18 protein-coding genes are annotated in these 24,300 nt (G+C 62.0%); 1 reads left to right on the top strand and 17 read right to left on the bottom strand.

Features of this window, described 5'->3' with window-relative positions; all coding sequences use genetic code 11:
• Nucleotides 1-7: 7 nt before the first annotated feature.
• The 5 genes from urtE to urtA all read right to left on the bottom strand — a co-directional run bounded on the left by urtE (nt 8) and on the right by urtA (nt 5,745).
• A complete protein-coding gene (urtE, locus tag AC07Y2_RS20910; RefSeq protein WP_039766753.1) occupies nt 8-706 on the bottom strand; it encodes an urea ABC transporter ATP-binding subunit UrtE in 699 nt (232 codons plus the stop codon).
• 166 nt (nt 707-872) lie between these two features.
• Complete coding sequence (urtD, locus tag AC07Y2_RS20905; RefSeq protein ID WP_085667740.1) at nt 873-1,742, bottom strand: urea ABC transporter ATP-binding protein UrtD; 870 nt, start codon at nt 1,740-1,742, stop codon at nt 873-875.
• Entirely contained in the window at nt 1,739-2,818 is a 1,080-nt protein-coding gene (gene urtC, locus AC07Y2_RS20900) for an urea ABC transporter permease subunit UrtC (RefSeq protein ID WP_074689667.1), read from the bottom strand. The genes urtD and urtC overlap by 4 nt, the downstream gene beginning before the upstream one ends.
• Nucleotides 2,818-4,320, bottom strand: a complete 1,503-nt coding sequence (gene urtB / locus AC07Y2_RS20895; RefSeq protein ID WP_103386773.1) for an urea ABC transporter permease subunit UrtB — start codon at nt 4,318-4,320, stop codon at nt 2,818-2,820. The genes urtC and urtB overlap by 1 nt, the downstream gene beginning before the upstream one ends.
• 159 nt (nt 4,321-4,479) lie before the next feature.
• The gene (urtA, locus tag AC07Y2_RS20890) at nt 4,480-5,745 is read right to left on the bottom strand and encodes an urea ABC transporter substrate-binding protein (RefSeq protein ID WP_011332239.1); all 1,266 of its coding nucleotides are present in this window, start codon (nt 5,743-5,745) and stop codon (nt 4,480-4,482) included.
• Between the two features lie 317 nt (nt 5,746-6,062).
• Here urtA and AC07Y2_RS20885 point away from each other — a divergent pair, with 317 nt between their 5' ends.
• The gene (locus AC07Y2_RS20885; RefSeq protein WP_103386774.1) at nt 6,063-10,874 is read left to right on the top strand and encodes a DUF4329 domain-containing protein; all 4,812 of its coding nucleotides are present in this window, start codon (nt 6,063-6,065) and stop codon (nt 10,872-10,874) included.
• Nucleotides 10,875-10,923: 49 nt separating this feature from the next.
• On the opposite strand, the gene AC07Y2_RS20880 is transcribed toward AC07Y2_RS20885, so the two are convergent.
• From AC07Y2_RS20880 to cbiE, 12 genes are all read right to left on the bottom strand, one after another.
• Nucleotides 10,924-11,934, bottom strand: a complete 1,011-nt coding sequence (locus tag AC07Y2_RS20880) for a FecCD family ABC transporter permease (protein ID WP_103386775.1) — start codon at nt 11,932-11,934, stop codon at nt 10,924-10,926.
• Nucleotides 11,931-12,878, bottom strand: a complete 948-nt coding sequence (locus AC07Y2_RS20875) for an ABC transporter substrate-binding protein (RefSeq protein ID WP_085667744.1) — start codon at nt 12,876-12,878, stop codon at nt 11,931-11,933. Before AC07Y2_RS20875 ends, AC07Y2_RS20880 begins: the two co-directional genes overlap by 4 nt.
• Complete coding sequence (locus tag AC07Y2_RS20870; protein WP_103386776.1) at nt 12,875-13,663, bottom strand: ABC transporter ATP-binding protein; 789 nt, start codon at nt 13,661-13,663, stop codon at nt 12,875-12,877. Before AC07Y2_RS20870 ends, AC07Y2_RS20875 begins: the two co-directional genes overlap by 4 nt.
• A gap of 12 nt (nt 13,664-13,675) precedes the next feature.
• Nucleotides 13,676-15,802 carry a TonB-dependent receptor gene (locus AC07Y2_RS20865; protein ID WP_103386777.1) on the bottom strand — a complete coding sequence of 709 codons (2,127 nt, stop codon included), beginning with the start codon at nt 15,800-15,802 and terminating at the stop codon, nt 13,676-13,678.
• 162 nt (nt 15,803-15,964) lie between these two features.
• On the bottom strand, nt 15,965-17,344 hold the full coding sequence (locus tag AC07Y2_RS20860; RefSeq protein ID WP_103386778.1) for a PepSY-associated TM helix domain-containing protein: 1,380 nt from the start codon (nt 17,342-17,344) through the stop codon (nt 15,965-15,967).
• A gap of 79 nt (nt 17,345-17,423) precedes the next feature.
• Entirely contained in the window at nt 17,424-19,544 is a 2,121-nt protein-coding gene (locus tag AC07Y2_RS20855) for a TonB-dependent copper receptor (RefSeq protein ID WP_103386779.1), read from the bottom strand.
• Nucleotides 19,545-19,628: 84 nt separating this feature from the next.
• Nucleotides 19,629-20,075 (bottom strand): DUF2946 domain-containing protein, encoded by a 447-nt coding sequence (locus AC07Y2_RS20850; protein ID WP_103386780.1) that lies wholly within the window; start codon nt 20,073-20,075, stop codon nt 19,629-19,631.
• Nucleotides 20,076-20,096: 21 nt separating this feature from the next.
• A complete protein-coding gene (locus AC07Y2_RS20845; protein WP_103386781.1) occupies nt 20,097-20,576 on the bottom strand; it encodes a copper chaperone PCu(A)C in 480 nt (159 codons plus the stop codon).
• 48 nt (nt 20,577-20,624) lie between these two features.
• Nucleotides 20,625-21,026, bottom strand: coding sequence for a DUF2946 domain-containing protein (locus AC07Y2_RS20840; RefSeq protein ID WP_039772017.1), 402 nt, complete (start codon nt 21,024-21,026; stop codon nt 20,625-20,627).
• A gap of 186 nt (nt 21,027-21,212) precedes the next feature.
• Complete coding sequence (locus AC07Y2_RS20835) at nt 21,213-21,932, bottom strand: cobalt-precorrin-6A reductase (RefSeq protein ID WP_103386782.1); 720 nt, start codon at nt 21,930-21,932, stop codon at nt 21,213-21,215.
• Nucleotides 21,929-23,026: a cobalt-precorrin-5B (C(1))-methyltransferase gene (locus AC07Y2_RS20830; protein ID WP_103386783.1), complete on the bottom strand. Its 1,098-nt coding sequence runs from the start codon at nt 23,024-23,026 to the stop codon at nt 21,929-21,931. The genes AC07Y2_RS20835 and AC07Y2_RS20830 overlap by 4 nt, the downstream gene beginning before the upstream one ends.
• Nucleotides 23,019-24,230: a precorrin-6y C5,15-methyltransferase (decarboxylating) subunit CbiE gene (cbiE, locus tag AC07Y2_RS20825; protein WP_074689679.1), complete on the bottom strand. Its 1,212-nt coding sequence runs from the start codon at nt 24,228-24,230 to the stop codon at nt 23,019-23,021. Before cbiE ends, AC07Y2_RS20830 begins: the two co-directional genes overlap by 8 nt.
• Nucleotides 24,231-24,300 lie beyond the last annotated feature (70 nt).

Genomic DNA, 24,300 nt, shown 5'->3' with positions numbered 1-24,300 from the left:
CGTAACCTCAAATAGTCACCAGCCCGCGTACACCTTCGGCTTCCATATTTTCGCCACGGCCCTGCTGCACGATCTCGCCCCGGGACATCACCAGGTACTGATCGGCCAGTTCGGCGGCGAAATCGTAGAACTGCTCCACCAGCAGAATCGCCATGTCGCCACGGGCGGCGAGTTTCTTGATCACTGCGCCGATTTCCTTGATCACCGACGGCTGGATGCCTTCGGTGGGCTCGTCGAGGATCAGCAGCCGCGGGCGGCTGGCCAGTGCGCGGCCAATCGCGAGCTGCTGTTGCTGTCCGCCGGACAGGTCGCCGCCGCGCCGCTGTTTCATTTGCAGCAGCACCGGGAACAGCTCGTAGATGAACGCCGGCACCTCTTTGGCTTCGCTGCCGGGAAAACGCGACAGCCCCATCAGCAGGTTCTCTTCCACGGTCAGTCGGCCGAAGATCTCCCGGCCCTGCGGCACGTAGGCGATCCCCGCGTGCACCCGTTGATGCGGCTTGAACGTGGTGATCGGTTGGCCTTCCCAGTTCACCGCGCCTTCCTTGGCCGGCAACAGGCCCATCAGGCATTTGAGCAGCGTGGTCTTGCCCACACCGTTACGCCCGAGCAGGCAGGTCACTTCGCCGACCTTCACGTCAAAACTCAGGCCGCGCAGGATGTGGCTACCGCCGTAGTACTGGTGCAGCTTGTCGACTTGCAGCATGTTCAAATCCTCCCCGGTGATCGTTCCCACGCTCTGCGTGGGAATGCATCCCGTGACGCTCCGCGTCACATAACGGCGGACGCGGAGCGTCCATGGCGGCATTCCCACGCGGACGGTTCGACGCCTCGACGTGGGAACGATCTGGTGTTGGGTGTTTGTTCGCAGGTTAACGGCCGAGGTAAACCTCGATCACGCGCTCGTTGTCCTGCACCTGTTCCAGCGATCCCTCGGCCAGCACGCTGCCTTGATGCAACACGGTGACGTGGTCGGCAATCGAGCCGACGAACCCCATGTCGTGTTCCACCACCATCAGCGAATGCTTGCCTGCCAGCGACTTGAACAGCTCGGCGGTGAACTCGGTTTCGGCGTCGGTCATGCCGGCCACCGGTTCATCGAGCAGCAGCAATTGCGGGTCCTGCATCAGCAACATGCCGATTTCCAGAAACTGTTTCTGTCCGTGGGACAGCAGCCCCGCCGGGCGATTGACCGAGTTGGTCAGGCGAATGGTGTCGAGCACTTCGCTGATCCGGTCTTTCTGCTCGCCGCTCAACTTCGCCCGCAGGCTGGCCCACACCGACTTGTCGGTTTTCTGCGCCAGCTCCAGGTTCTCGAACACGCTCAATGCTTCGAACACCGTCGGTTTCTGGAACTTGCGACCGATGCCGGCCTGGGCGATCTGCACTTCGCTCATCTGGGTCAGGTCGAGGGTTTCACCGAACCACGCCTTGCCGTGGCTCGGCCGGGTCTTGCCGGTGATCACGTCCATCAGCGTGGTTTTGCCCGCGCCGTTGGGGCCGATGACGCAGCGCAGTTCGCCGACGCCGATGTACAGGTTCAGATTGTTCAGCGCGCGGAAGCCGTCGAAGCTGACGCTGATGTCTTCCAGGGTCAGGATCGTGCCGTGGCGGGTGTCGAGGCCCGGACCGACGCGTTGCCCGAGGCCGATCGAGTCGCGGCTGGTGCCTTCGTCCTTGTTGGGCTCCACCGGGAAAAAGGCCGGTTCCAGCATGAATTCAGCGCTTGCCGTGACTCTCATGATTCACCTCGTTTCTTCAGCAGACCGATCACACCCTTGGGCAGGTACAACGTCACGACGATGAACAGCGCGCCGAGGAAGAACAGCCAGTATTCGGGGAAGGCCACGGTGAACCAGCTCTTCATGCCGTTGACCACGCCGGCGCCGAGCAGCGGGCCGATCAGGGTGCCGCGCCCGCCAAGGGCCACCCACACGGCGGCTTCGATCGAGTTGGTCGGCGACATTTCGCTCGGGTTGATGATCCCAACCTGCGGCACGTACAACGCACCGGCCAGACCACACAACACCGCGCTCAAGACCCAGACGAACAGCTTGAAACCGCGCGGATCGTAGCCGCAGAACATCAGGCGATTTTCCGCATCGCGCAACGCGGTCAGCACCCGGCCGAACTTGCTGCGGGCCAGCCGCCAGCCGATGAACAGGCTCGCCACCAGCAACAGAACAGTGGCTAGAAACAGCACCGCGCGAGTGCCGGGTTCGGTGATGCCGAAACCGAGAATCGTGCGGAAATTGGTGAAGCCGTTGTTGCCGCCGAAGCCGGTCTCGTTGCGGAAAAACAGCAGCATCCCGGCGAAGGTCAGGGCCTGGGTCATGATCGAGAAATACACGCCCTTGATCCGCGAGCGGAAGGCGAAGAAACCGAACACCAGCGCCAGCAGACCCGGCGCCAACACCACCAGGCACATCGCCCAAAGGAAGTTGCCGGTGCCGCTCCAGTACCACGGCAACTCGGTCCACGACAGGAAGGTCATGAACGCCGGCAGACCATCACCGGCGGCCTGACGCATCAGGTACATGCCCATCGCATAACCGCCGAGTGCAAAGAACAGACCGTGGCCCAGAGACAGGAGACCGGCGTAACCCCAGACCAGATCCAGTGCCAGGGCGACGATGGCGTAGCAGAGAATCTTGCCGACCAGCGTCAGGGTGTAAGCAGAAACGTGCAGTGCACTGTGCGCCGGCAACAGCGACAGCAGCGGCAGAGCGATCAGCAAGGCGAGCACCACCGCCCCGATGGCGAGGGTGACTTTCGGGCCGGCCTTTTGTGTGGCCGTGACTAGTAGAGGCTGGTTCATCAGTCGATCACCCGTCCTTTCAGTGCGAAGAGGCCTTGCGGACGTTTCTGGATGAACAGAATGATCAGCGCGAGGATCAGGATCTTGCCGAGTACCGCACCGATCTGCGGTTCGAGAATCTTGTTGGCGATGCCCAGGCCGAATGCGGCGAACACGCTGCCGGCCAGTTGGCCGACGCCGCCGAGCACCACCACCAGGAACGAGTCGATGATGTAGCTCTGGCCGAGGTCCGGGCCGACGTTGCCGATCTGGCTCAGGGCCACGCCACCGAGCCCGGCGATGCCCGAGCCGAGGCCGAAGGCGAGCATGTCGACGCGCCCGGTGGGTACGCCGCAGCAGGCGGCCATGTTGCGGTTCTGGGTGACGGCACGCACGTTCAGACCGAGGCGGGTCTTGTTCAGCAGCAGCCAGGTCAGCAGCACCACGAACAATGCAAAGGCAATGATCACGATGCGGTTGTACGGCAGCACCAGATTCGGCAACACCTGAACCCCGCCGGACAGCCATGCCGGGTTCGCCACTTCAACGTTCTGCGCACCGAACACCAGACGCACCAGTTGAATCAGCATCAGGCTGATGCCCCAGGTGGCGAGCAGGGTTTCCAGTGGTCGACCGTAGAGGTGACGGATCACCGTGCGCTCCAGGGCCATGCCGATGGCGGCGGTGACGAAGAACGCCACCGGCAGCGCGATCAGCGGATAGAACTCGATGGCATTCGGCGCGTAGCGCTGGAACATCAACTGCACGACGTAGGTCGAGTAGGCGCCGAGCATCAGCATCTCGCCGTGGGCCATGTTGATTACACCGAGCAGACCGAAGGTGATCGCCAGGCCGAGCGCGGCAAGCAGCAGAATCGAACCGAGGGACATGCCACTGAACGCCTGGCCGAGCAGTTCGCCAACCAGCAGTTTGCGCTTGACCTGGGCGAGGCTGGTTTCGGCGGCGGTGCGCACGTTGGCATCGGTTTCGACGCCGGGTTCGAGCAAGCCTTCGAGGCGGGTACGGGCCAGCGGGTCGCCGGTTTCACCGAGCAGACGCACGGCCGCGAGGCGCACCGCCGGGTCGGTGTCGACCAGTTGCAGGTTGGCCAGCGCCAGGCTCAGGGCGGCGTGGACGCTTTCATCGGTTTCGCCAGCCAGTTGCCGGTCGAGGAATTTCAGCTGCGCCGGTTTGGCGCTTTTCTGCAATTGCTGCGCGGCGCTCAGACGGGTTTTGGCGTCGGCGGCGAGCAATTGGTGGCTGGCCAGTGCGGTGTCGATCAGACCCCGCAGGCGGTTGTTCAGGCGCAGGGTCTTGGGTTGGCCGTCGACGGTCAACTCGCCTTGTTGCAGGGCGTTGATCAGTTCGACACGCGCCGGATCGGGCTGCGCGGCCCAGGCTTCCAGCAGTTTGGCCTGTTGCGTGGGATTGGCGGCGACGAAGTCTTCGGCGTCGCCTGCATGGGTGGCCATCGGCAGCAAAAGTGCGACGGCCAGGATCAAGCGGTAAAGGGCAGTGAGCATATGAAATGGCCTTGCGTAGTGATCGTTCCCACGCTCCGCGTGGGAATGCAGTCCGGGACGCTCCGCGTCCCAAAAGCGGACGCAGAGCGTCCATTGAGGCATTCCCACGCAGACGGTTCGACGCCTCGACGTGGGAACGATCAGGTTGAGCGGGTTAACTCAGTTGCTCTTCACCGCATACTCCGGCTTCTTGTCATTACCCGGAATGAACGGGCTCCACGGCTGCGCACGGATCGGCCCTTCGGTCTGCCACACCACGTTGAACTGACCATCGCTCTGGATCTCGCCGATCATCACCGGTTTGTGCAGGTGGTGATTGGTCTTGTCCATGGTCAGGGTGTAGCCGGACGGCGCGGCGAAGGTCTGGCCGCCGAGGGCTTCGCGGACCTTGTCGACGTCGGTGGATTTGGCTTTCTCCGCCGCCTGCGCCCACATGTGGATGCCGACGTACGTGGCTTCCATCGGGTCGTTGGTCACGGCCTTGTCGGCGCCCGGCAGGTTGTGTTTCTTCGCGTAGGCTTTCCAGTCATCGACGAACTTCTTGTTCACCGGGTTCTCCACCGACTCGAAGTAGTTCCACGCCGCGAGGTTGCCCACCAGCGGCTTGGTGTCGATGCCGCGCAGTTCTTCTTCGCCTACCGAGAACGCCACCACCGGTACGTCGGTGGCCTTCAGGCCCTGGTTGGCCAACTCTTTGTAGAACGGCACGTTGGAGTCGCCGTTGACGGTCGAGATCACAGCGGTCTTGCCGCCGGCCGAGAATTTTTTGATGTTGGCGACGATGGTTTGATAGTCGCTGTGGCCGAACGGGGTGTAGACCTCTTCGATGTCTTTGTCCGCGACGCCTTTGGAATGCAGGAACGAACGCAGGATCTTGTTGGTGGTGCGCGGGTAGACGTAGTCGGTGCCGAGCAGGAAGTAGCGCTTGGCGCTGCCGCCTTCTTCACTCATCAGGTATTCAACCGCCGGGATCGCTTGCTGGTTCGGCGCGGCGCCGGTGTAGAACACGTTCGGCGACATCTCTTCGCCTTCGTATTGCACCGGGTAGAACAGCAGGCCGTTGAGCTCTTCGAACACCGGCAGCACCGATTTGCGCGACACCGAGGTCCAGCAACCGAACACCACCGCAACCTTGTCCTGGGTCAGCAACTGCCGGCCCTTTTCCGCGAACAGCGGCCAGTTCGACGCCGGGTCGACCACCACCGGTTCCAGCATCTTGCCGTTCACCCCGCCCTTGGCGTTGATCTCGTCGATGGTCATCAACGCCATGTCCTTGAGCGATGTTTCGGAGATCGCCATGGTGCCGGACAACGAATGCAGAATCCCGACCTTGATGGTCTCGGCGGCCTGTACGGTCCAGGTCATGCCCATCGCGGCAATGGATGCCGTGAGTGTGAAAGCCTTGATCAAACTGCGACGCTTCATTGTGCGATCTCCATGAACGTTAAAGTTTTTTATGGTTGGCAGATGCGAACGACTGAAGGCTGTTTTGCAAGGGCTGTGCCCAAGCGGGGAATGACGGTGTCCCGAGGGGGATGCCCCAGGCGGGAGGCGCAAGCTGCACCAAAAACAGGCAGGTGAGCATCGTGAGTGCGAAGTGTCTGCGCACAAATGGTGCTGCTCTCTTGTGCGAGTGCGGTACAGATGGATACATAAACGATAAACATGTACTGCGGATCGAAGCGCGGCTGCGCCAACACTCATTCATTCGATATGTCGATTCTTAACCGCAGGATTTGATCATGAATGAAGTACCTGGCCGGACCGGCCGCGCAGCAAGTGCCTTTGGGAAGCCCCGCCTGCCGCGGTTGAGCCCGGCTTTTGTGACGGAAGAAGATGCCGCTTACTGGGCTCACACGCAGATTCCAGTCAAGCCGGACAGGGAATATGGCAGCGTAATCATGCTCAGGCCGGATGGCCTGTTTGTCGCTACAGAACCGGTATCTGGCAGTGTCGACCGTTTTGATTTCGGCACCATTATCGAAGTCGACGCGAGGGGAAGTTACGTACAGCCGCAAGGTTATCGATGTGTTGCAAATCTGCATAACCATGCCCCCCTTTATAAGGAGGTACGCAACGCCAATCCCGGGGTGGATGAATTCCACCTGAGGCTGTTCATCAATTTTTTTTCCTATCTGGACTTTGTGGCTGATGTTGCAGCGCGAGGTTTTTTTCCCAGCGCTTACCTGTCCGGGCCCGATGGCGTTCTGCTTAAATATTCGCCCAGCGGTTCGAAAGAAGAGTGGAGTTACTCCCTTTGGCGCCAGGCCGGTTCGCCGCCCGGCAATCCGGTGGGGACATATGACATCGTCAGTACCATCAACAAGTTTGCTGCCGTAGGTGATCTGAGGGTCATTGTTTCGAATGCAGACTGGGGCTACTCCGTCGGTCGCGTGCCGTCTGACTGGAAAGCCGGGAAGGCTTTTTCCGGAGGAGAGGTGACGGAGCTGCCGCTCATGACCCGCGTTTGCGCCAATGCAGAACGCGCTGTTCTTGCCGCGCTCAAGTCCAGGGATGCCAAGACCAGCGGGCTCGTACTTCGAAGCCATTCGGGCAAACACTATGTAGCGACTCATGCAAGGCCCGCCGGATTGGCGGCATGGGATCCGCACAGGTTGTTTCCTGCCGGGAGCGACGGTCAACCGAGGTTACCCCGCGGCTATGTGCTGGAGGGCTTTTACTATGGCTCTCGCCCGGACCCTGGAATGTTTCCTCCCACTCAACACTGGCTCTACGAGAATTTTTTCACGCCGCAGGAAATGGCCCTTGCCATTGCTTGCAACACCCGGTGGCAACAGTTGTCTGCGCCGGGCCAGTCACTGTCGCTGTACATGCTGGCATTGGATGCCTCGATGCTGAAATACACCTTCAGTGGCAGTCGGATCGAAGCAGGAATGAGTGTCGAGAGCTCTGACGGGACGATTCACGACGCAGGCCTGCAGGCCAGACTTCGTAACGGGGCGCTACTTCCCCGTGAATACGTTTCGGTAGTCATGCTGGCCGGGCGTCTGCAGGTGTTGCGCGGAAGCGCACTATGGGCGCGACTCGGTTTGGTGGATGACGACTGGAAACCATTCGCAAACTTTCCCTGGCCGTTACTGAGCCAGGAGTTTTTAACCGCCGATGATGCCGTTCGATATGCCCACGAGCAGATTGACCCGCGGCGTGACCGGCAATATGCGGGTTATGTCCTGCAACGCGACAATCGTCGTTTTGTGGTGACCGAACCGCTTGAAGGTGACATCGCCACGCTCAGCCGAGGCGACTTGTATCCCAAGGATAACAAGGGGCGTCCGGTTCTTCCCGATAGCCATCTGCTGCATGCCCGTTACGTGTCCCATGTGGCGCTTTCAGAACTCGACTCCGTCGATGTCGCCTCAGTTCCAGGAACGTCGCAGGACACTCCCGGCAACCCTATCGATAGCGATGCCCGCCCCGTTGTACCGAGCCATTTGCCCTTTGAGGGTGAGCCGATGGACCAGCCGACAGATGCCCAGCCAGCAAAGTGGACACGAAACAGTTTCGCCATGAGCCTGCAAATGGTCAGTGTCGACGAAAGCAGGCAGGTTTTCATGGAGGATATCCCTCTCTATGTTTCTGCGGGGCAGGATGGTCTTGTCAGGTTCGAACCCTCTACCACGCAGGATGCCAGGGATTTTCAACAACGTCTGGGCACCACCGGGAATCCGGGTCCCCTGGCGAAAGCGCTGGAAACCAGAGCCATCCTGCCGGAAGCGTTCATTCGATTGCAGGCATCAGCCGGTCGGTTGACTGTCTTGCTCGACAGTGACCTGTGGGGGCCGAGAGGCGACATAACGCCTGCCTGGCGTTCGCCCGATGTACCCCAGGCATGGAAACGCCCCGGGACCGTCGCCTTCGGCGCAGTGTGTGCGTCCGCAGATGACGCCAGCGTGTATCGATATGCCCGTGAAGCACGTTTGTATGACACTGAGCGGGCGTGGTTCGGCTTTATCCTCAAACACGTGGATCGTGAGGAGTACGTCGCCACGGAGTTGTTTCCCGTCGATGAGCACAAAGACAACGTCTTCCAGCTGGCAAGCATGTTCGCCTGGCGAAGTGGAGCGCCGTGGTTCCAGTTCCCGGAGGGCTTCGGTCGCCACGCATTGTTTTATTCGCGTCAGCGGGTGAAACATCCGTCGAGCCGCTCTCTTTCCTGGCTGGCGCAGTACTTCATCCCGCCGCAAGACCTTTCCCTTGCGACTTACGATCCCAATCGCCGTCCAGTGGTGGATCCGATCCAGGGGGCTTTGTATATGTCGACGCAGGACGGCGCCTTGCTGAGGTATGAGCGCAGCGACGCCAGTCGACTGTTCAAAAGTAGTGATCCCGAACTCAGTCTGGCTGCAATCAACCAGAAGCTGGCGCGACGCAGGATGCTCCCCGAAGAGTTTGTCCGGCTCGTTGCCAACAGCGGCGAACTCTATGTCCTGCGCACGAGTGCGTGTTGGGACAGGGCAGGGAGGGTCAATACAACCTGGAAACCCAGGATGAATCTTGAGCGCCGCTGGCTCAGTCCGGTATTTCAAAGCCCTGACGATGCGGTGGTCTATATGCGATCCCTCATAACCGGTTCGGCGATCAAGCCCTTTGGTGGCCTGATTCTGAAAAGGTCCGATGGCCTGTATATGGCTACTGCGCCGCTTGAGGTCTCGCGGGAGGACTTCGATATCGCGGAGATTTACCCGGACCAAAGCGAGAAGACCGGATTGTTTCCCTCTGGCTGCCGGGTCATGGCGCGCTACCGATCACGTGTTGCCAGGGGCATGCCGCTTTTGTTGTCGTCGGTCGAAAAACAGGTTTACTTGAACATGTTGTCGGTCGACACGCTGTATACGGCGTTCACCAGAGCCTCGCCGACCGCACTCGATGAGTACCTGTTGAGCCCTGACGGTTCGGTGATCTGCTACCGGTCCGGGCTCCTCGACCGCATTCGCGCCGGTGTGGCCAATGTGCTGACAGACTACAAGGGATTGCCTGCCGATCTGGATGGAAAAAAAATCAGACAGTTCATCCACACGGGTGAATTGAAGCCCGGTGTCTGGATCGATTCCCTGGCCAAGGCAGGCAATTTGCGGGTCATTGTCGGCGGTGACCTGTGGGGGCTTCCTCGTCTGGTGATGCGTTGGGTTCCGTTTTCCACCGATCTGCTCCCCCCGTCGGACTATCACAAGGCCGCGAGTGACCCGGTGTGCAGTCCTTTGTTTATCCAGGCGGACGACGCTGCCCGATACACCCATGAATCAGAGGCAAGCAGACGTGACCAGACCTTTGGATTCATTCTGCGCTCAGGGGATGGCTCGTTCATTGCCACTCTGCCAATCGAGGTACAACGCTCGTCGCTGGCACTGGATCGGGTATTTGTACAAGGACGGTTGCTCGCAGGATTTTCTCTGGAGGCCGTTTATATTCGTGCAGCCTATCCACCCATAGGCGCGCGGGATGATGACATCAGGCATTTCTTTATTTCACCGAACGATATGTACCACGCACGCGTGCAGGCCTTTACCCACCAGGGTTACAAAAGCATTTACATATCCTGTACCGACGGCGCGCTATTGAAACTGACGCTTGATGCTTTTGAGCCTGGGGTGTTTTACGACAGACACGGACAGATCGAACTACGGCCCAACATGTTTGCATCGGCGGATCAGGCTGCGCAGGATGAGCGTGACATCGCCAAGGGGACTTTCATTTTTTCCGATTACGTTCGACGCATGTCCCGAGCCGGTAAGCTGGAAGTCATTGAAACCAGTGCGCACTGGTCGCGTCATGGTTCGGTGGGCGATGACTGGCGGCCACGGATGGTCGATGTGTCTGTCGATGAGAGATGGCGAGCCAACCCTGCGCCGGCACTGGGGCCTGTTTTTCAGCATGCCGACGATGCTGCCCTCCATGCGTGCGAACGTATGGACGACGAACCTGACACCGAAAACGGATACGAAGGCGCAATCCTTGCGAAGGCCGGGGCCGATCGGCATGTCCCGCTGGAGCCTGTTGCTTATTCCGCCTATGAACAAAGTCCGCTGGTGCGAATATTTCGTACCGCCAGGGACGCCGACACCAGTTGGACTCATCCGGTACCGAGTTTTCCTGATGGCTACAAGCTTGTGGCGGCTCATCAGTTTCATTTGTCGGCCAACACGACGCTTGTGCCTGACCCTGATGCGGTACACGCGAATTTCGCCTCGCCGGATCAGGTTCATGCGCATACCCATGAACTGAAAAACAAGGGTTTTGCGATACGGGATTACTACTATTCGACCCCCGACGGAGCACTGCTCAAATACACGCCGGTCTATTCGGATGCCGAGCGGCATCTGCTGTTGACGAAGCCGGTGGTGTTTGAAAAGGGTCGATGGGTCAGCAAGCTGAGTCCCGGCCAGTTCATTTCAAAGCTGGTGGAACTGGGCGAGTTCAGGGTGCTGGTGCCCGGACATTACTGGAAGCAGACGGGAGGTATGGGAACCGGTTGGAAAACCTTACGCCAACAGCCAATGAACCCGGGAGTTGTCCGGCCCAGAGACGAACTCTGATGCTCTGCACCCGTTGACGCGGTGAATGCGTCGCCGCGCGCTTGCATAGTCAGCGGCGGCGCATCAGAGCGATGAAGAACAGTCCGCCGAGGGCCGCGGTGGCAACACCGATGGGCAGGTCTTCGGGGGCGATCAGTGTGCGGGCGGCGACATCCACCCAGACGAGGAAAACGCTGCCGAGCAACAGGCACACCGGCAGCAGACGCCGATGCTCGGCACCGATCATGCGCCGGGCAATGTGCGGCACCATCAGCCCGACAAAACCGATGGAGCCACTGATCGACACCAGCACTCCGGTCATCAGCGAAGCGATCACGAACACCCGCAGGCGCACCGCCCGGGCATTCAGGCCGAGGGTGACGGCGGTCTGCTCGCCGGCCATCAAGGCGTTCAGCGGGCGGGCCATGCCGATCAGCAGAATCAGTCCGAGCAACACACTGAGCGCCGGCACCGCCAACAACTCCCAGCGCGCCAGACCGAGGCCGCCGAGCATCCAGAACATCACCGCTGAACTGGCGCGGTGATCGCCCATGAACAACAGCAGGTTGGCGATCGCCATCATCACGAACGAAACGGCCACGCCGCACAGCAGCAGGCGATCACTGTCCAGCCGACCCTGCCGGTTGGCGATGCCCAGCACCAGAAACATGCTCGACAACGCGCCGATGAACGCCGCAATCGGCAAGGTCAGCAGGCCGACGATTTCGCCGACGTGCAGCACCACGATCACCGCGCCGAGGGTGGCGCCGGAGGTGACGCCGAGCAGGTGCGGATCGGCCAGCGGATTGCGCGTCACCGCTTGCAGTACCGCGCCGATCAGCGCCAGCCCGGCACCGACCAATGCACCGAGCAACATGCGCGGCACACGAATCAGCCAGACGATGTGTTCCTGGCCGGCGCTCCAGTCCGGTACGCCGAGGCCGAACAGTTTGTGCAGCAGAATCCGCCACACCACGTCCACCGGCACCCGCGCCGGGCCGAAACCCAGCGACACCACGCACGACACCAGCAGCACGGCACCGAGGGCGATCAGCAGCAGCGCATAGCGACGATCGATCATTCGCCGTGGAAACCTTTGGCCAGGGTTTCCACCGCCAGCACGTTGTCGATCCCCGGCGTGGCCTGCACGTAGGGGATGACGATGAAGCGCTGGTTCTTGATCGCGTCCACCGATTGCAGCGCCTTGTTCTTCAGCAGGAATTCAATCTTCTGCTCGGCGGTGATTTCGCTGTAGTCGACGATCACGATCACCTGTGGATTACGCTCGACCACGGTTTCCCAGTTGACCCGGGTCCAGCTCGCTTCGACGTCATCGAGAACGTTGCGCCCGCCGGCGGCGTCGATCAGCGCTTGCGGCATGCCGAGGCGGCCGGAGGTCATGGCGCGGTCTTCGCCGCTGTCGTACAGGAACACCCGTGGTTTCTCGGCGGGCAGGTCTTTGCGAACGGCGGCGACCTGACTTTGCATGTCGGCGATCAGCGCGTTGGCGCGATCCTGCACGTCGAAAATCTTTCCGAGGTTGCGCAGGTCGTTGTAAGTGTCGTCCAGCGTGGCGGCCGGGCGCTTCATCACGAAGGCGCAGGACTCGGTCAGTTCATACACATTGATGCCCAGCGGTTGCAGGGTCTGCGGCGTGAGATCGCCGCCGACGCGCATGCCGTAATCCCAGCCGGCGAAGAAGAAATCGACGTTGGCGTTGAGCAACGTTTCCACCGACGGGTACTTGGCCGCCAGCTCCGGCAAACCGTCGAGCAGGCTCTGCATTTCAGGCGTCACCGACTTCCAGCCACTGACGCCGCTGTAGCCGGCCATCTTCGACTTGAGGCCGAGGGCTAGCATCATCTGGGTCATGTTGATGTCGTGGCTGACCGCGTGTTTCGGTGCCTCCTTGAAGGTCACTTCGCGGTTGCAGCTCTGGATGGTCAGCGGGTACTGGGTGGCTTCGGCGAAGGCGTGGGTGGTGCCCAGCAGCAGAGCGAGGCAAAGCAGGGAGCGCACAGTCATGGTCGGGTTATCCAGGTGATTCGCGGGTAGCCGTGGAGGGGGTGTGGATCGATCAATGCTTCGACGCCGAACACGTCGCGCAGCAATTCAACAGTGAGGACTTCTTGCGGCGTGCCGCTGGCTACGATGCGACCGTGGTTGATCACATACAAACGGTCGCAGAACGCGGCGGCGAGGTTCAGGTCATGGATGCTCGCCAGCGTGCCGATCTGCAAACGTTTGACCAGTTGCAGCAGCTCCAGCTGATAGCGCGGATCGAGGTGGTTGGTCGGCTCGTCGAGGATCAGCAGTTGCGGTTGCTGGGTCAGGGCCCGGGCGAGAATCACCCGCTGTTTTTCACCGCCGGACAGCGTGGCGAATGCGTGGTCTTCGAAGCCATCGAGGCCCACGGATTTGAGGGCCTGAGTGGCGAGCTGGCGGTCTTCCAGCGTGTCGCCATCGAACAGGCCTTTGTGCGGCGTGCGGCCCATGGCGACCACCTCTTCGACGGTCAGGCCGAAGGCGTCGGGGAACTCCTGCAAGACCACGGCGATGCGTTGCGCGCACCAGCGTGAGGATTGTTTCCACACGTTGTGGTGGTCGAGTCTGACCTCACCGTGCTCCGGCTGACTGAAACGGTAGGCGCAGCGCAACAGGCTGGTCTTGCCGCTGCCGTTGGGCCCGATCAGCCCGACGAACTCACCGGCGGCCACTTGCAGCGAGGCGTCACGCAGCTGGAACTGGTGATGACAGTGGCCGTGGCCCAAAGGTGTCCAGGCGAGATCGGTGAGGGACAGTGAGGTCATTTCGTTCCTGTTCTAGAAGGTGTAGTCAGCCGTGACAAAGAACGAACGAGGCTCACCCAGAATCCACTGCTGGCCCTCATTGTATTGGCTTTGCGCGTACGTCCGGTCAAACAGATTGTTCACCTGCAATCCCAGCGTGGTGTTGCGCAGGGCTTTCCACGACAGCGTTGCATCGACCACGGTGTAGCTCGGCAGCTCGTTGCGGTTGGCCATGTCGGCGTAGCGTGCATCGACGTAGCGCACACCGGCACCGGCTTTCAGGTCATCGGTCAGCGCCTTGCTCAGCCACAGATTGGCAGTGCGGCGTGGCACGTCCACCGGGCGATTGCCGTTGCGCGACACGGGCACGCCGTCGACCACTTCTTCAAAATCGTCGTACTTGGCTTTGACGATGGCGGCGTTGGCTTGCAGTTGCCAGGCGTGCGGCAGTTGCAGATCGAGGCTGGCTTCCAGGCCGTTCGACGATTGCTGGCCGACCTGCTGCTTGAGCGTCGGGTTGCCCGGATCGTCGGTCAGCAGTTTCTTCTTCACGATGCGATACGCCGCCAGCGTGAACTCGCCACGCTGATCCCAGAACAGCTGCTTCAGGCCGATCTCGGTTTGCCGCGCGGTGGAGAGATCATATTGCTGCTGGCTCGGGCTCAGGGAAATCAAACCGCCGATGCCATCGGTGCTGGTGGCAACCTGGCCGTAGAACGAGGTGTCTTGCGTCAACGCGAACACCAGGCCGGCCTTCCAGTTGTTGCCGGTCAGGGTCTTGTCGCTCTGGCTGCCATCGACCAGGTTGTTGCGATCCACATGTACGTAGTCGCGGCGTACACCGGTCACCAGCGACCAGCGCTCGCTCAATTGCGTGCGGTTTTCGGCGAACAGCGACATCTGTCTGGTGGTGCTGTCGAACTGATCGCGATACGGATCGGCGCTCTCGAAATAACCGGTTTGCGGGTGATACCGATCCAGCGGCTGGCCGTTCGGCAATACGTCGTTGAACGGCGAGTTGCTGTCGAGCTGGAAGCGAATACGGTTGTAGTCGACGCCGGTCACGGTCTGGCTGTCGAGGCCGAACAGCGAGTGCTTGAAGGTGAAGGTCTGGCGGTCGCCGAGCTGTTCCTGTTTATGGCCGATACCGAAGTAACCGCTGCGGCTGAGTTGCTGACGGTCAGCGTCGAAGTTGTAGTTCTCTGCGTTCTGCCAGCGGCGTTGGGCCTTGAGGTAATACAGCTCGTTGCTGGCGCTGACCGCCTCGTTGATCTGCCAATCCGAGGTCAGGCGCGTCCATTGATCGTTGTAGTGCTGCTTGTCGTCGCGCACGTTGTAGTTCTTGTTGCGCAGGCTGTCTTTCAACTGGCCGTTGATCAGTGGCGTGCCGAAGTAGTTTTGCGGGCGCTGATCGCCGTAATCGTGGGCGAGGGTGAAGGTCAGGTCGTCGGTCGCCTGCCAGCGCAGGGCGGCGCTGATGAAGTCGCTGGACGAGTCGCCGCGATCGACCCAGCCGTTGCCGCGCAGGCGGTTGAGGTTGAGGCGATAGCTCAGGGTGTCGGTCAGCGAGCCGCCGCTGTCGAACGCCTGTTGCTGGCGGTCGAGCGAGCCGTAGCCGACCCGCACATGGTTTTCGATTTCGCCTTCGAACGGCTTCTTCGGAATCACGTTGACCACCGCGCCCGTTGCACCTTCGCCGTACAGCACCGAGGCCGGGCCGCGCAGCACATCGACGCGCTCCACCGACCAGGTGTCGACCGGGAACGTCACCGTGCCCATGCCGGTGTACATGCGGTTGCCGTCATACAACTGCATCACCGAACTCTGCCCGGTAAAACCCCGGGCCTGCAACGAAGTGCCGCCATCGCCTGGCGTGCCGGTGCGGCTGATGCCGGTGCTGCGCGACACCGCGTCCTGCACGCTGCGATCGCCACGGGCGCGGACCTGTTCACCGCTCAGGCTTTCGACACTGGCCGGGGTTTCCATCGCACTGAGGTTCAGGCGCGAGCCGGCGCTGGTCGGCGTGGTCAGGCTGACGGTCTGGTCGTCATTGGCCGGGGCGGTGATGGTGCCGGTGGGCAGCGTCAGCGGGGCGTTGTCGGCGTGGGCGCTGTTGTTCAGGGCGAACAGACAGAGGCTGGACAAGAGGTACTTGTTCATCGGGGCGGTGAATCACTTCTTCAAAAGAAAAGCCCGCCGGCTCATGACAATGCATGGCCGCGGGCAGAGCAGCAAATTTGCGTTATACAGTAACACTAAAAAATGCCGGAGTTTAAGCCCCGGCAGTTTAAAGATCTGTCTAAACCGCGCATCTCGCCTGTTTCATGATGAAGTTGAGGCAGATTCAGTTTGCCGGCCCAGACGCGACAACAGCAGCCGATCCAGCAACCACACCACTACCAGCGAAGCCCCTACCAGCGGAAACACCACCGCCAGCACCAGCATGATCGCCACCCCGGTTTTCCATTTCGGCAGATCGTGGCGCAGCGGCGGCACGCCGAATTTGCCCTGGGGCCGACGCTTCCACCAGATCACCACACCGCTGACGGCGCTGAGCAGAATCATCAGGCAGATCAGCAACACGATGATCTGGTTGAAGGTGCCGAACATCTTGCCTTCGTGGAGCATCACGCCGATCTCGGTAGCCCGGGCAACAGCGCCATATTGCTCGAAGCGCACATCGGCGAGGACTTTGCCGCTGTACTGATCGATGTGCAGGGTCGCGTCGTTGCGTGGGTCGTCGGCGAACACGGCGATGGTGAACACGCCGGTGGCGGTGGTCGGCATTGTGATGCTGTAGCCCGGCTCGACCTTGCGCTCGATCGCGATGTTCTGCACGTCCTGCAGGCGGATGGTCGGCGCGGCGGGGCCGTGTTGCATGCCGCCGTGGGCCATGTGTTCGGCGTGGTCGCCGGACATCGGCATCGGCGTATTTTCCATTGCCCACGGTACGGTCTGGCGCGCGGCGTTGTTGAGGCTGCCGGCCTCGACGTCGGAGGTCGGCACGTTGTCCCACATTGCGGCCGGGAACACGTTCCACACCTGGGCGTATTGCTTGCCCCAGAAGCCGGTCCAGGTCATGCCGCTGAGCAGCATCACCAACAGCAAGGCCGCGCCCCAGAATCCGGTCACGGCATGCAGGTCACGCCACAGCACGCGGCCGCGCCTGCTCAAACGTGGCCACAGAATCCCGGCTGCCTGACCTCGCGGCCACCACAGGAAAACCCCGGACACCACCAGCACCACGCCCCAGCCGGCGGCCATTTCGATCAGTCGGTCACCGACGGTGCCGATCATCAGTTCGCCATGGATCGCCCGGGCGATGGCTTGCAGGTTCTGCCTGGCATCCTGCTCGCCGAGGATGTCGCCGTGGTACGGATCGACGAATACGTTCAGCTCATGGCCTGCATTGGCCACGACAAACTGCGCGCTGCGCTCGGCATTCGCCGGTGGCAGGTACTGAGTGACCTGGCCCTGTGGATAAGCGCTTTTGACCTTTTGCAGCAAGTCGTCGGCCGGTACCGTGTGATGCCCGGCGGGGACGTTCAGCAGGCTGCTGTACATCAGCGAATCGAGCTGCGGCTTGAACAGGTAAATGATGCCGGTCAGGGCCAGCATCACCATGAATGGCGCGACGAACAATCCGGCATAAAAATGCCAACGCCAGGCCAGGTTGTAGAAATTCGGTTTGGGCTGTTTCATCACGTGTGCTCCGCTTGGCTTGGATCTTCTCGTTGTCTGTTGCCGCCCGCTCCCTGAAGGGAGCGAGCGCCCTTGAGGGTTAGAAACTCATGTCCACCTTGGTCCAGAGCGTGCGCCCCGGTTCATTGATCGCTTGCGGGTCGTTGGCCGGGTAGCCGAACCCGGCGTTGCCCGCCAGGTTCAGGTGTTCGGCGTAAGCCTTGCCGAACAGGTTGTCGACGCCGGTACTGACCTTCCAGTGTTTGTTGATCCGGTAGGCACCGTTGAGCGAGAACACGCCGAAGCCTGAACTCTTGTCGTAATCCTTGCCGACCACGTTGCCCTTGTTCTGGTCGATACGGTTTTGCGCGGCGACCACCCTCCACAGTGCGCCGGCGCTCCAGTTGTCTTCGCTGTAGGTCAGGCCGAAGCGCGCATCCAGCGGCGGCATCTGCGGCAGGGCCTTGCCGTCGCTGCTGTTCTTGCCCCAGGCGTAGGCCAGGGTCGCATCGGCTTTCCAGTTGTCGGTGAGTTTGTAAGCGGCACCGAGTTCACCGCCCATGATCCGCGCGTCGATGTTCTCGGCGCGGGAAGTGCTCATGCCCATCATCGTCGGGGTGTAGTCGAACAGGATGTAATCGCGCACCACGCCGATGTAGCCCGAGGCCCAGGCTTCGAGGTCGGCGTCCTTGTAGTTCACGCCGAAGTCGAGCTGAGTGGTCTTTTCCGGCTTGATCGAATCGAACGCATTGACCGAGCCGGCCGGGCCGGACTTGGGCGAAAACAGCTCCCAGTAATCCGGGAACCGCTGCGCGTGGCCGAGGCCAGCGTAGAGCGTGGTCGGGCTGTCGGCCAGGTCGTGCTCGAAACGGATGAAACCGCTCGGCAGGGTGTCGGCGCGGGTATCGCCAGCGGTCGGGTTCGGCCGGGACATCATTCCCGAGCCGGTGGTCTGGCGATAATCCCTGGCCGAGGCACGGTCGACCCGGGCGCCGGTAATCAGTCGGTCGCGATCGTCGGCGTACCAGGTCATTTCGCTGAACACGCCGTAGTTATGGAAGTCGGCGTCCTTGGTGAACGGCTGATCCTTGTAGGTATCGATGCCCATGCCGCTGCGCTGCCGGTGTTCATTGGTTTGCGCGTCGAGGCCGGTGATCAGCTGGATATCGGCCCAGCGCCAGGTCGCCTTGATCCGCGCGCCGAGGGTACGGCGGTCGACGTTGGACGCCATCGGTCCCGCCATCATCCCGGTGCCGGACGGCGTGCGCAGGGTGTAGTTGTCCATCACGTGGTCGGCGTAGTTGTAGTAGACCTGCGCTTCGAGCTTCTCCAGCACGTCGCTGATGTTGGATTTCTCAAAACGCAGACCGAGGCTTTCGCGCAGGAATTGCGAGCCGTCCATGCCGCGCCCGGCGTAGCGTGCTTCGCCGTCGCCCTTGCCGGCGGTGAGTTCGATCAGGGTGTCGGCGTCCGGGGTCCAGCCCACCGCCACGTCGCCGTTCCACTTGTCATAGCGCGAGGCAACGCTGTCGTTGTTGCCGTCGCGGTAGTCGTCGGAATGCGCGGTGTTGCCGATCACCCGCACATAGCCGAGCGAGCCGCCGGCCGCTGCATCGACGACTTTGTCGAAGCGTCCGTGGGAGCCGGCCAGCACGCTGGCGTTCACGCGGGTGCCGAGCTCGCCGAAGCTTTCCGGTTCACGGTCGAACAGGATCGTGCCGGCCGACGCGCCCGGTCCGTAGAGCACGGTTTGCGGGCCTTTGATCACGGTGAGTTTGTCGTAGGTCTCGGGCGAGATGTACGAGGTCGGCGCGTCCATCCGGCCGGGGCAGGCGCCGAGCATCATGCTGCCGTTGGTGAGGATGTTCAGGCGCGAACCGAACATGCCGCGCAGCACCGGATCACCGTTGGTGCCGCCGTTGCGCACCAGGGCGAAGCCGGGAATGGTCTTCAGGTAGTCGCCGCCGTCGCTGGCCGGCACCGGTTGGCGCGGGTCTTTCGGGTTGGTGACGATGGTCAGCGGCGAGCTCGGGGCGATGGCGGTGATCACCGTCGGACTCAGTTCGTCAGCATGGCCGGCGTGTTCGTCGGCGTGGACCAGCGGGGACAGCAGGACGCCGCAAAGGACGGCGGTAGCGTGCCTGAAACGAACGCGGGATTCGTTCAGGGCAAAGGACGCCGGGGCAGAACCCGGGCGTGGCACAGCAGAAAACCTGGACATGACAATTTCCATCAAACAGTCGTAAACGACACGGCCGGCAGCCTGAAGCTGTCTTCTCAACCGTGTGCAATCAGCGGTGGGGGTTTACGCTGCGACGGGCGGGGCGCGGGTGCGGGCGCCGGGGAAGAAGGTCTGCCGGGCATGGCCCAGACGCGGGGAGGGTGGGGTGAAGGTGTTGACCAGTGGAATACTGAAGGTGGCGAAGCTGCCGCCGCCGGTCAGCGCCGGGCAGTTGAACAGCAGGCTGCAATAACCGCATTTTTCCCATAGCACATGGTGCGAGGATTGCGGCGGACAGTGTTCGGCGGTGGGTTGCGCGGTGTGCCCGGAGTGATCCATCCCCGCCATGTCCATCGACATGTCCATGTTCATCGGCATGGAGGTCGAGGCGTGCTGATCCATCGGCATCGACTGGGAAATCAGCGGGCCGATGAAAATCATCAACATGGCGAACAGGGCGATCCAGCTGCCGCGGGTCAGGTGTTCAGTCTGACGGCGTTGCAGGGAGGTCCTGGCGCTCAGGGGGCGCATGGACGGAGTCTGCCGGAACGGTTACTGGGCGTGCGCGTGGGCTTGCGTGGCTTCCGGTGGCTTCTTCTGCACGGCGACTTCGACGGTCACGTCACCGGCCTTTTCAAAGTGCATTGTCAGGGGAAAGCGTTTGCCGTCGGTCAGCAGACTGCGGTCGGTCGGATTCATCAGCATCACGTGATAGGCCATCGGCGCGAAGGTCACGTTTCCACCGGCCGGAATGGCCACGTTCGACACCTGTTGCATCTTCATCAGATCACCCTGCATCACGTGCTCGTGCAGTTCGGCCGTCGGGGCGATTGGGGAGTCGACGCTGAGCAGGCGGTCAGCTGTCTTGCCGGCGTTGTGAATGATGAAATACGCGGCAACGGTCGGCGCGTTCGGCGGCAGTTCCTGCGACCACGGGTGGGCGATTTCCAGCTCGCCGGCCTTGTATTCGTGGGCATGGGCGAAGCACGCCGGCAGCAACAGCGCAGCGATGACGATGAGTTTGTTCAACATGGCAGTTCTCCAGAACGATTTGAAACGCAGGTCAAATGCGGGAACAAATCAGACCAGAGGAGAGGCGCGGGGATTGAGGCTCGGCCATTGTTGGCGCGGTGTCGGAGTTTGCAGCAAGGCGGGGGCCACGCTGCGATTGCTTTCGTATTGAGCGAAATACAGCTGCGGCGAATGCCCCGGCAACGCCACCACCGGCGCCGATCCGGAACAGCACCAGCAATGCTGCATGGTCGAATGATTGTCACCACTCTGCGGCGCTTTCTGATCGAGGCTGCCGATGTCGATCGCCACCATCTTCGTCCCGCTGCCGGTGCAGAAACTGCTCCACAGCAACTGCTCGGCCGGCGTTTGCGCCGCCTGCGCCATCGCTCCCGTCAACGGCATGGCGAGCATGTTGAACAGCACTGCAAAGCAGGCGATCCAGGCAAATGCGAGCCGGTGTCGGTTCATGGGACAGATCCGTAGGGTGGGCGATCAGGCGCAGCTATTTAGCCTGATCAGGGCCGATAAGTAAAAAAGCGTCGTGCGGTTTGGTGTCGCAGCGATCTTTCAAGAGAGTGTAGCGGCTCGAATTTGCATTGCATGGGACTTGCATCAACAACTGAAGCTATCGCGAGAGGAAAAGCTCCGTCCCGATCAAGGTTTTTCAAGAGCCGAGATGACGTCATCAACCGTCGCAAACTCCCGATTAACCTCCACCAACACCGGCCGCTTCAACACCATTACCGGCACCCCAAGCTCCCGCGCCACGTCCAGTTTCGGCTCGGTGGCGGTGCTGCCGCTGTTCTTGCTGATCAGCACGTCGATCTGCCGCCGCTCGAACAACGCCCGTTCATCCTCCAGCAGAAACGGTCCACGGGCGCCGATGACTTCGCAGCGTTCGTTGCCGGGGTAGACGTCGAGGGCGCGCAGGGTCCAGAACTGGTGCACAGGGATTTCGTCGAGGTGTTGCAGCGGTTCGCGGCCAAGGGTGAACAGGGGGCGGCGGAAGGGTTCGAGGGCGGTGATCAGTTCGGCCCAGTCGGCTACTTCGCGCCAGTCATCGCCCGGTTGCGGTTGCCACGCGGGGCGGCGCAGGGCCCAGCAGGGGATGCCGGTAAGTTGCGCGGCGGTGGTTGCGTTCCGGCTGATTTGCGCGGCGTAGGGATGGGTCGCGTCGAGTAAAAGTGTGATGCCTTCGTCGCGAATGAACTGCGCCAGACCTTCGGCGCCACCGTAGCCGCCGACGCGCACCTGACACGTCAGATCGGTCGGCACCCGGCCGACGCCGGCCAGGCTGTAAATGTGTTCCGGTCCCAACGTGCGCGCGATGGCCAGCGCTTCAGTCACGCCGCCGAGCAACAAGATTCGCTTCATTCAAAGGCTCCCGCATGGCCAACGATGCCGCCCTGACGATCAATCGCAAACACCTCGACCTGCACCCGCGCCGGCACCACGCTACGGGCGAATTCCAAAGCATGGCGGCAGACTTCATCGCCCAGCGCAACGCCCGCCGCACTGGCCATCGCCAATGCCTGCTGACTGGTGTTCGCCCCGCGAATGGCTTGCTGCAAATCGTCGTCGGCACCAATCGCCGCCGCCCATTCGGCCAGTTGCGGCAAGTCGATGCTCGAATGGCGCGAGTGCAGGTCCATGTGCCCGGCCGCCAGTTTGCTGATCTTGCCGAAGCCGCCGCACAGGCTGAGTTTATCCACAGGCACTTTGCGCAGGTGCTTGAGCACGGCGCCGACGAAGTCGCCCATTTCGATCAGGGCGATTTCCGGCAGGTTGTAGACCTGGCGCATGGTGTCTTCACTGGCGTTGCCGGTGCAGGCGGCGATGTGCAGGTAACCGTTGGTTTTCGCCACGTCGATGCCTTGATGGATCGAGGCAATGTACGCCGCACAGGAAAACGGCCGGACGATGCCGCTGGTGCCGAGGATCGACAGGCCGCCGAGAATGCCCAGACGCGGGTTCATGGTTTTCAGCGCCAGGGCTTCGCCGCCCTCGACATTGACCGTCACCTCGAAGCCGCCGCGATAGCCGGTTTCTTCGGCCAGCAAAGTCAGGTGATCGCTGATCATCTTGCGCGGCACCGGGTTGATCGCCGGTTCGCCGACGCCCAGCACCAGCCCCGGCCGAGTGACGGTGCCGACGCCTTTGCCGGCAATGAAGCGGATTCCCGGCTCGGCCATCAGCCGCACTCGCGAATAAAGCAGGGCGCCGTGAGTCACGTCCGGATCATCGCCCGCATCCTTGATGGTTCCGGCTTCGGCGCCGTCTTCGGTCAGCCGGCAGAACTCCAGACGCATCTGCACCTGCTTGCCCTTGGGCAACACGATCTGCACGGCATCCGCCACCACGCCGCCGAGCAGCAGGCGGGCAGCGGCGAGGCTGGTGGCCGTGGCACAGCTGCCGGTAGTCAGGCCGCTGCGCAGGGGCGCGGGTTGTTCAGCGGTTTCGTCACGCATCGAGGGGTTTGACCAGATCGAGCAGGGTGATCGGCAAGGCCTGGCGCCAGGTGTCGAACTCGCCCAGCGGTTGCGCCTGGGCGATGTGGATGCGGGTCAGTTCGCCGCCGTGGCGTTCGCGCCAGCTCATCAAGGTCATTTCACTTTGCAGGGTCACGGCGTTGGCCACCAGTCGGCCTCCGGGTTTGAGGTGTTCCCAGCAGGTGTCGAGCACCCCTTCGCGGGTCACGCCGCCGCCGATGAAAATCGCATCCGGTCGTTCCAGCCCGGCGAGCGCCTGCGGGGCGCTGCCGCGAATCAGTTGCAGGCCAGGAACGCCCAACGCATCGCGGTTGTGTTCAATCAATTGCTGGCGACCGTCGTCAGCCTCGATGGCCAGTGCGCGGCAGCTCGGGTGAGCGCGCATCCACTCGATGCCGATCGAACCGCTGCCGGCGCCGACGTCCCACAGCAGTTCGCCCGGGGTCGGGGCGAGACGGGCGAGGGTGATGGCGCGCACGTCGCGCTTGGTCAGTTGGCCGTCGTGCTCGAAGGCCGAGTCCGGCAGGCCGGCGAGACGCGACAGGCGTGGTGTCTGCGGATCGGCCAGGCACTCGATGGCGATCACGTTGAGGTCGGCAATGAGCGGATCGTTCCAGTCGTTGGCGGTGCTGTCGATCCGGCGTTCGGCGCTGCCGCCCAGATGCTCCAGGACGCTCAGGCGACTGGCGCCGAATCCGCGTTCACGCAGCAACGTGGCAACCGCCGCCGGGCTCTGGCCGTCATTGCTCAGCAGCAACAGGCGCACGCCGCTGAACAGTTGCGCATTGAGGGCCGCAAGAGGGCGAGCCACCAGCGATAACACGCTGACGTCCTGCAACGGCCAGCCTAGTCGGGCGGCCGCCAGCGAGCACGAAGACGGCGCCGGCAAAATCAGCATTTCGGCCCCCGGCACCTGCCGCGCCAGACTTGCGCCAACGCCGTAGAACATCGGATCACCGCTGGCCAGCACGCACACGGCTTCACCGCGACGCTCAAGAACCGGGGCCAGGGAGAACGGGCTCGGCCACAACTGGCGCTCGCCACGGATGCACACCGGCAACAGCTCCAGTTGACGCTGACCGCCGATGATCCGCGAAGCGCCCATCAAGGCGCGCCGGGCATTCTTGCCCAGGCCCTTGAAGCCGTCTTCACCGATTCCTACTACTGTCAGCCAGGGTGACATCTGTAGCCCTCAAAAAAGTGTCCGCAAACGCGCCGTTCCGACGGGCAGACTTTTCATGCCGTCGGACAAA

This window comes from Pseudomonas sp. GW456-12-1-14-TSB6 (assembly GCF_059424205.1).
Note: the sequence above shows the minus strand (reverse complement) of the source record. Positions and strands in the feature narration are given on the sequence as shown.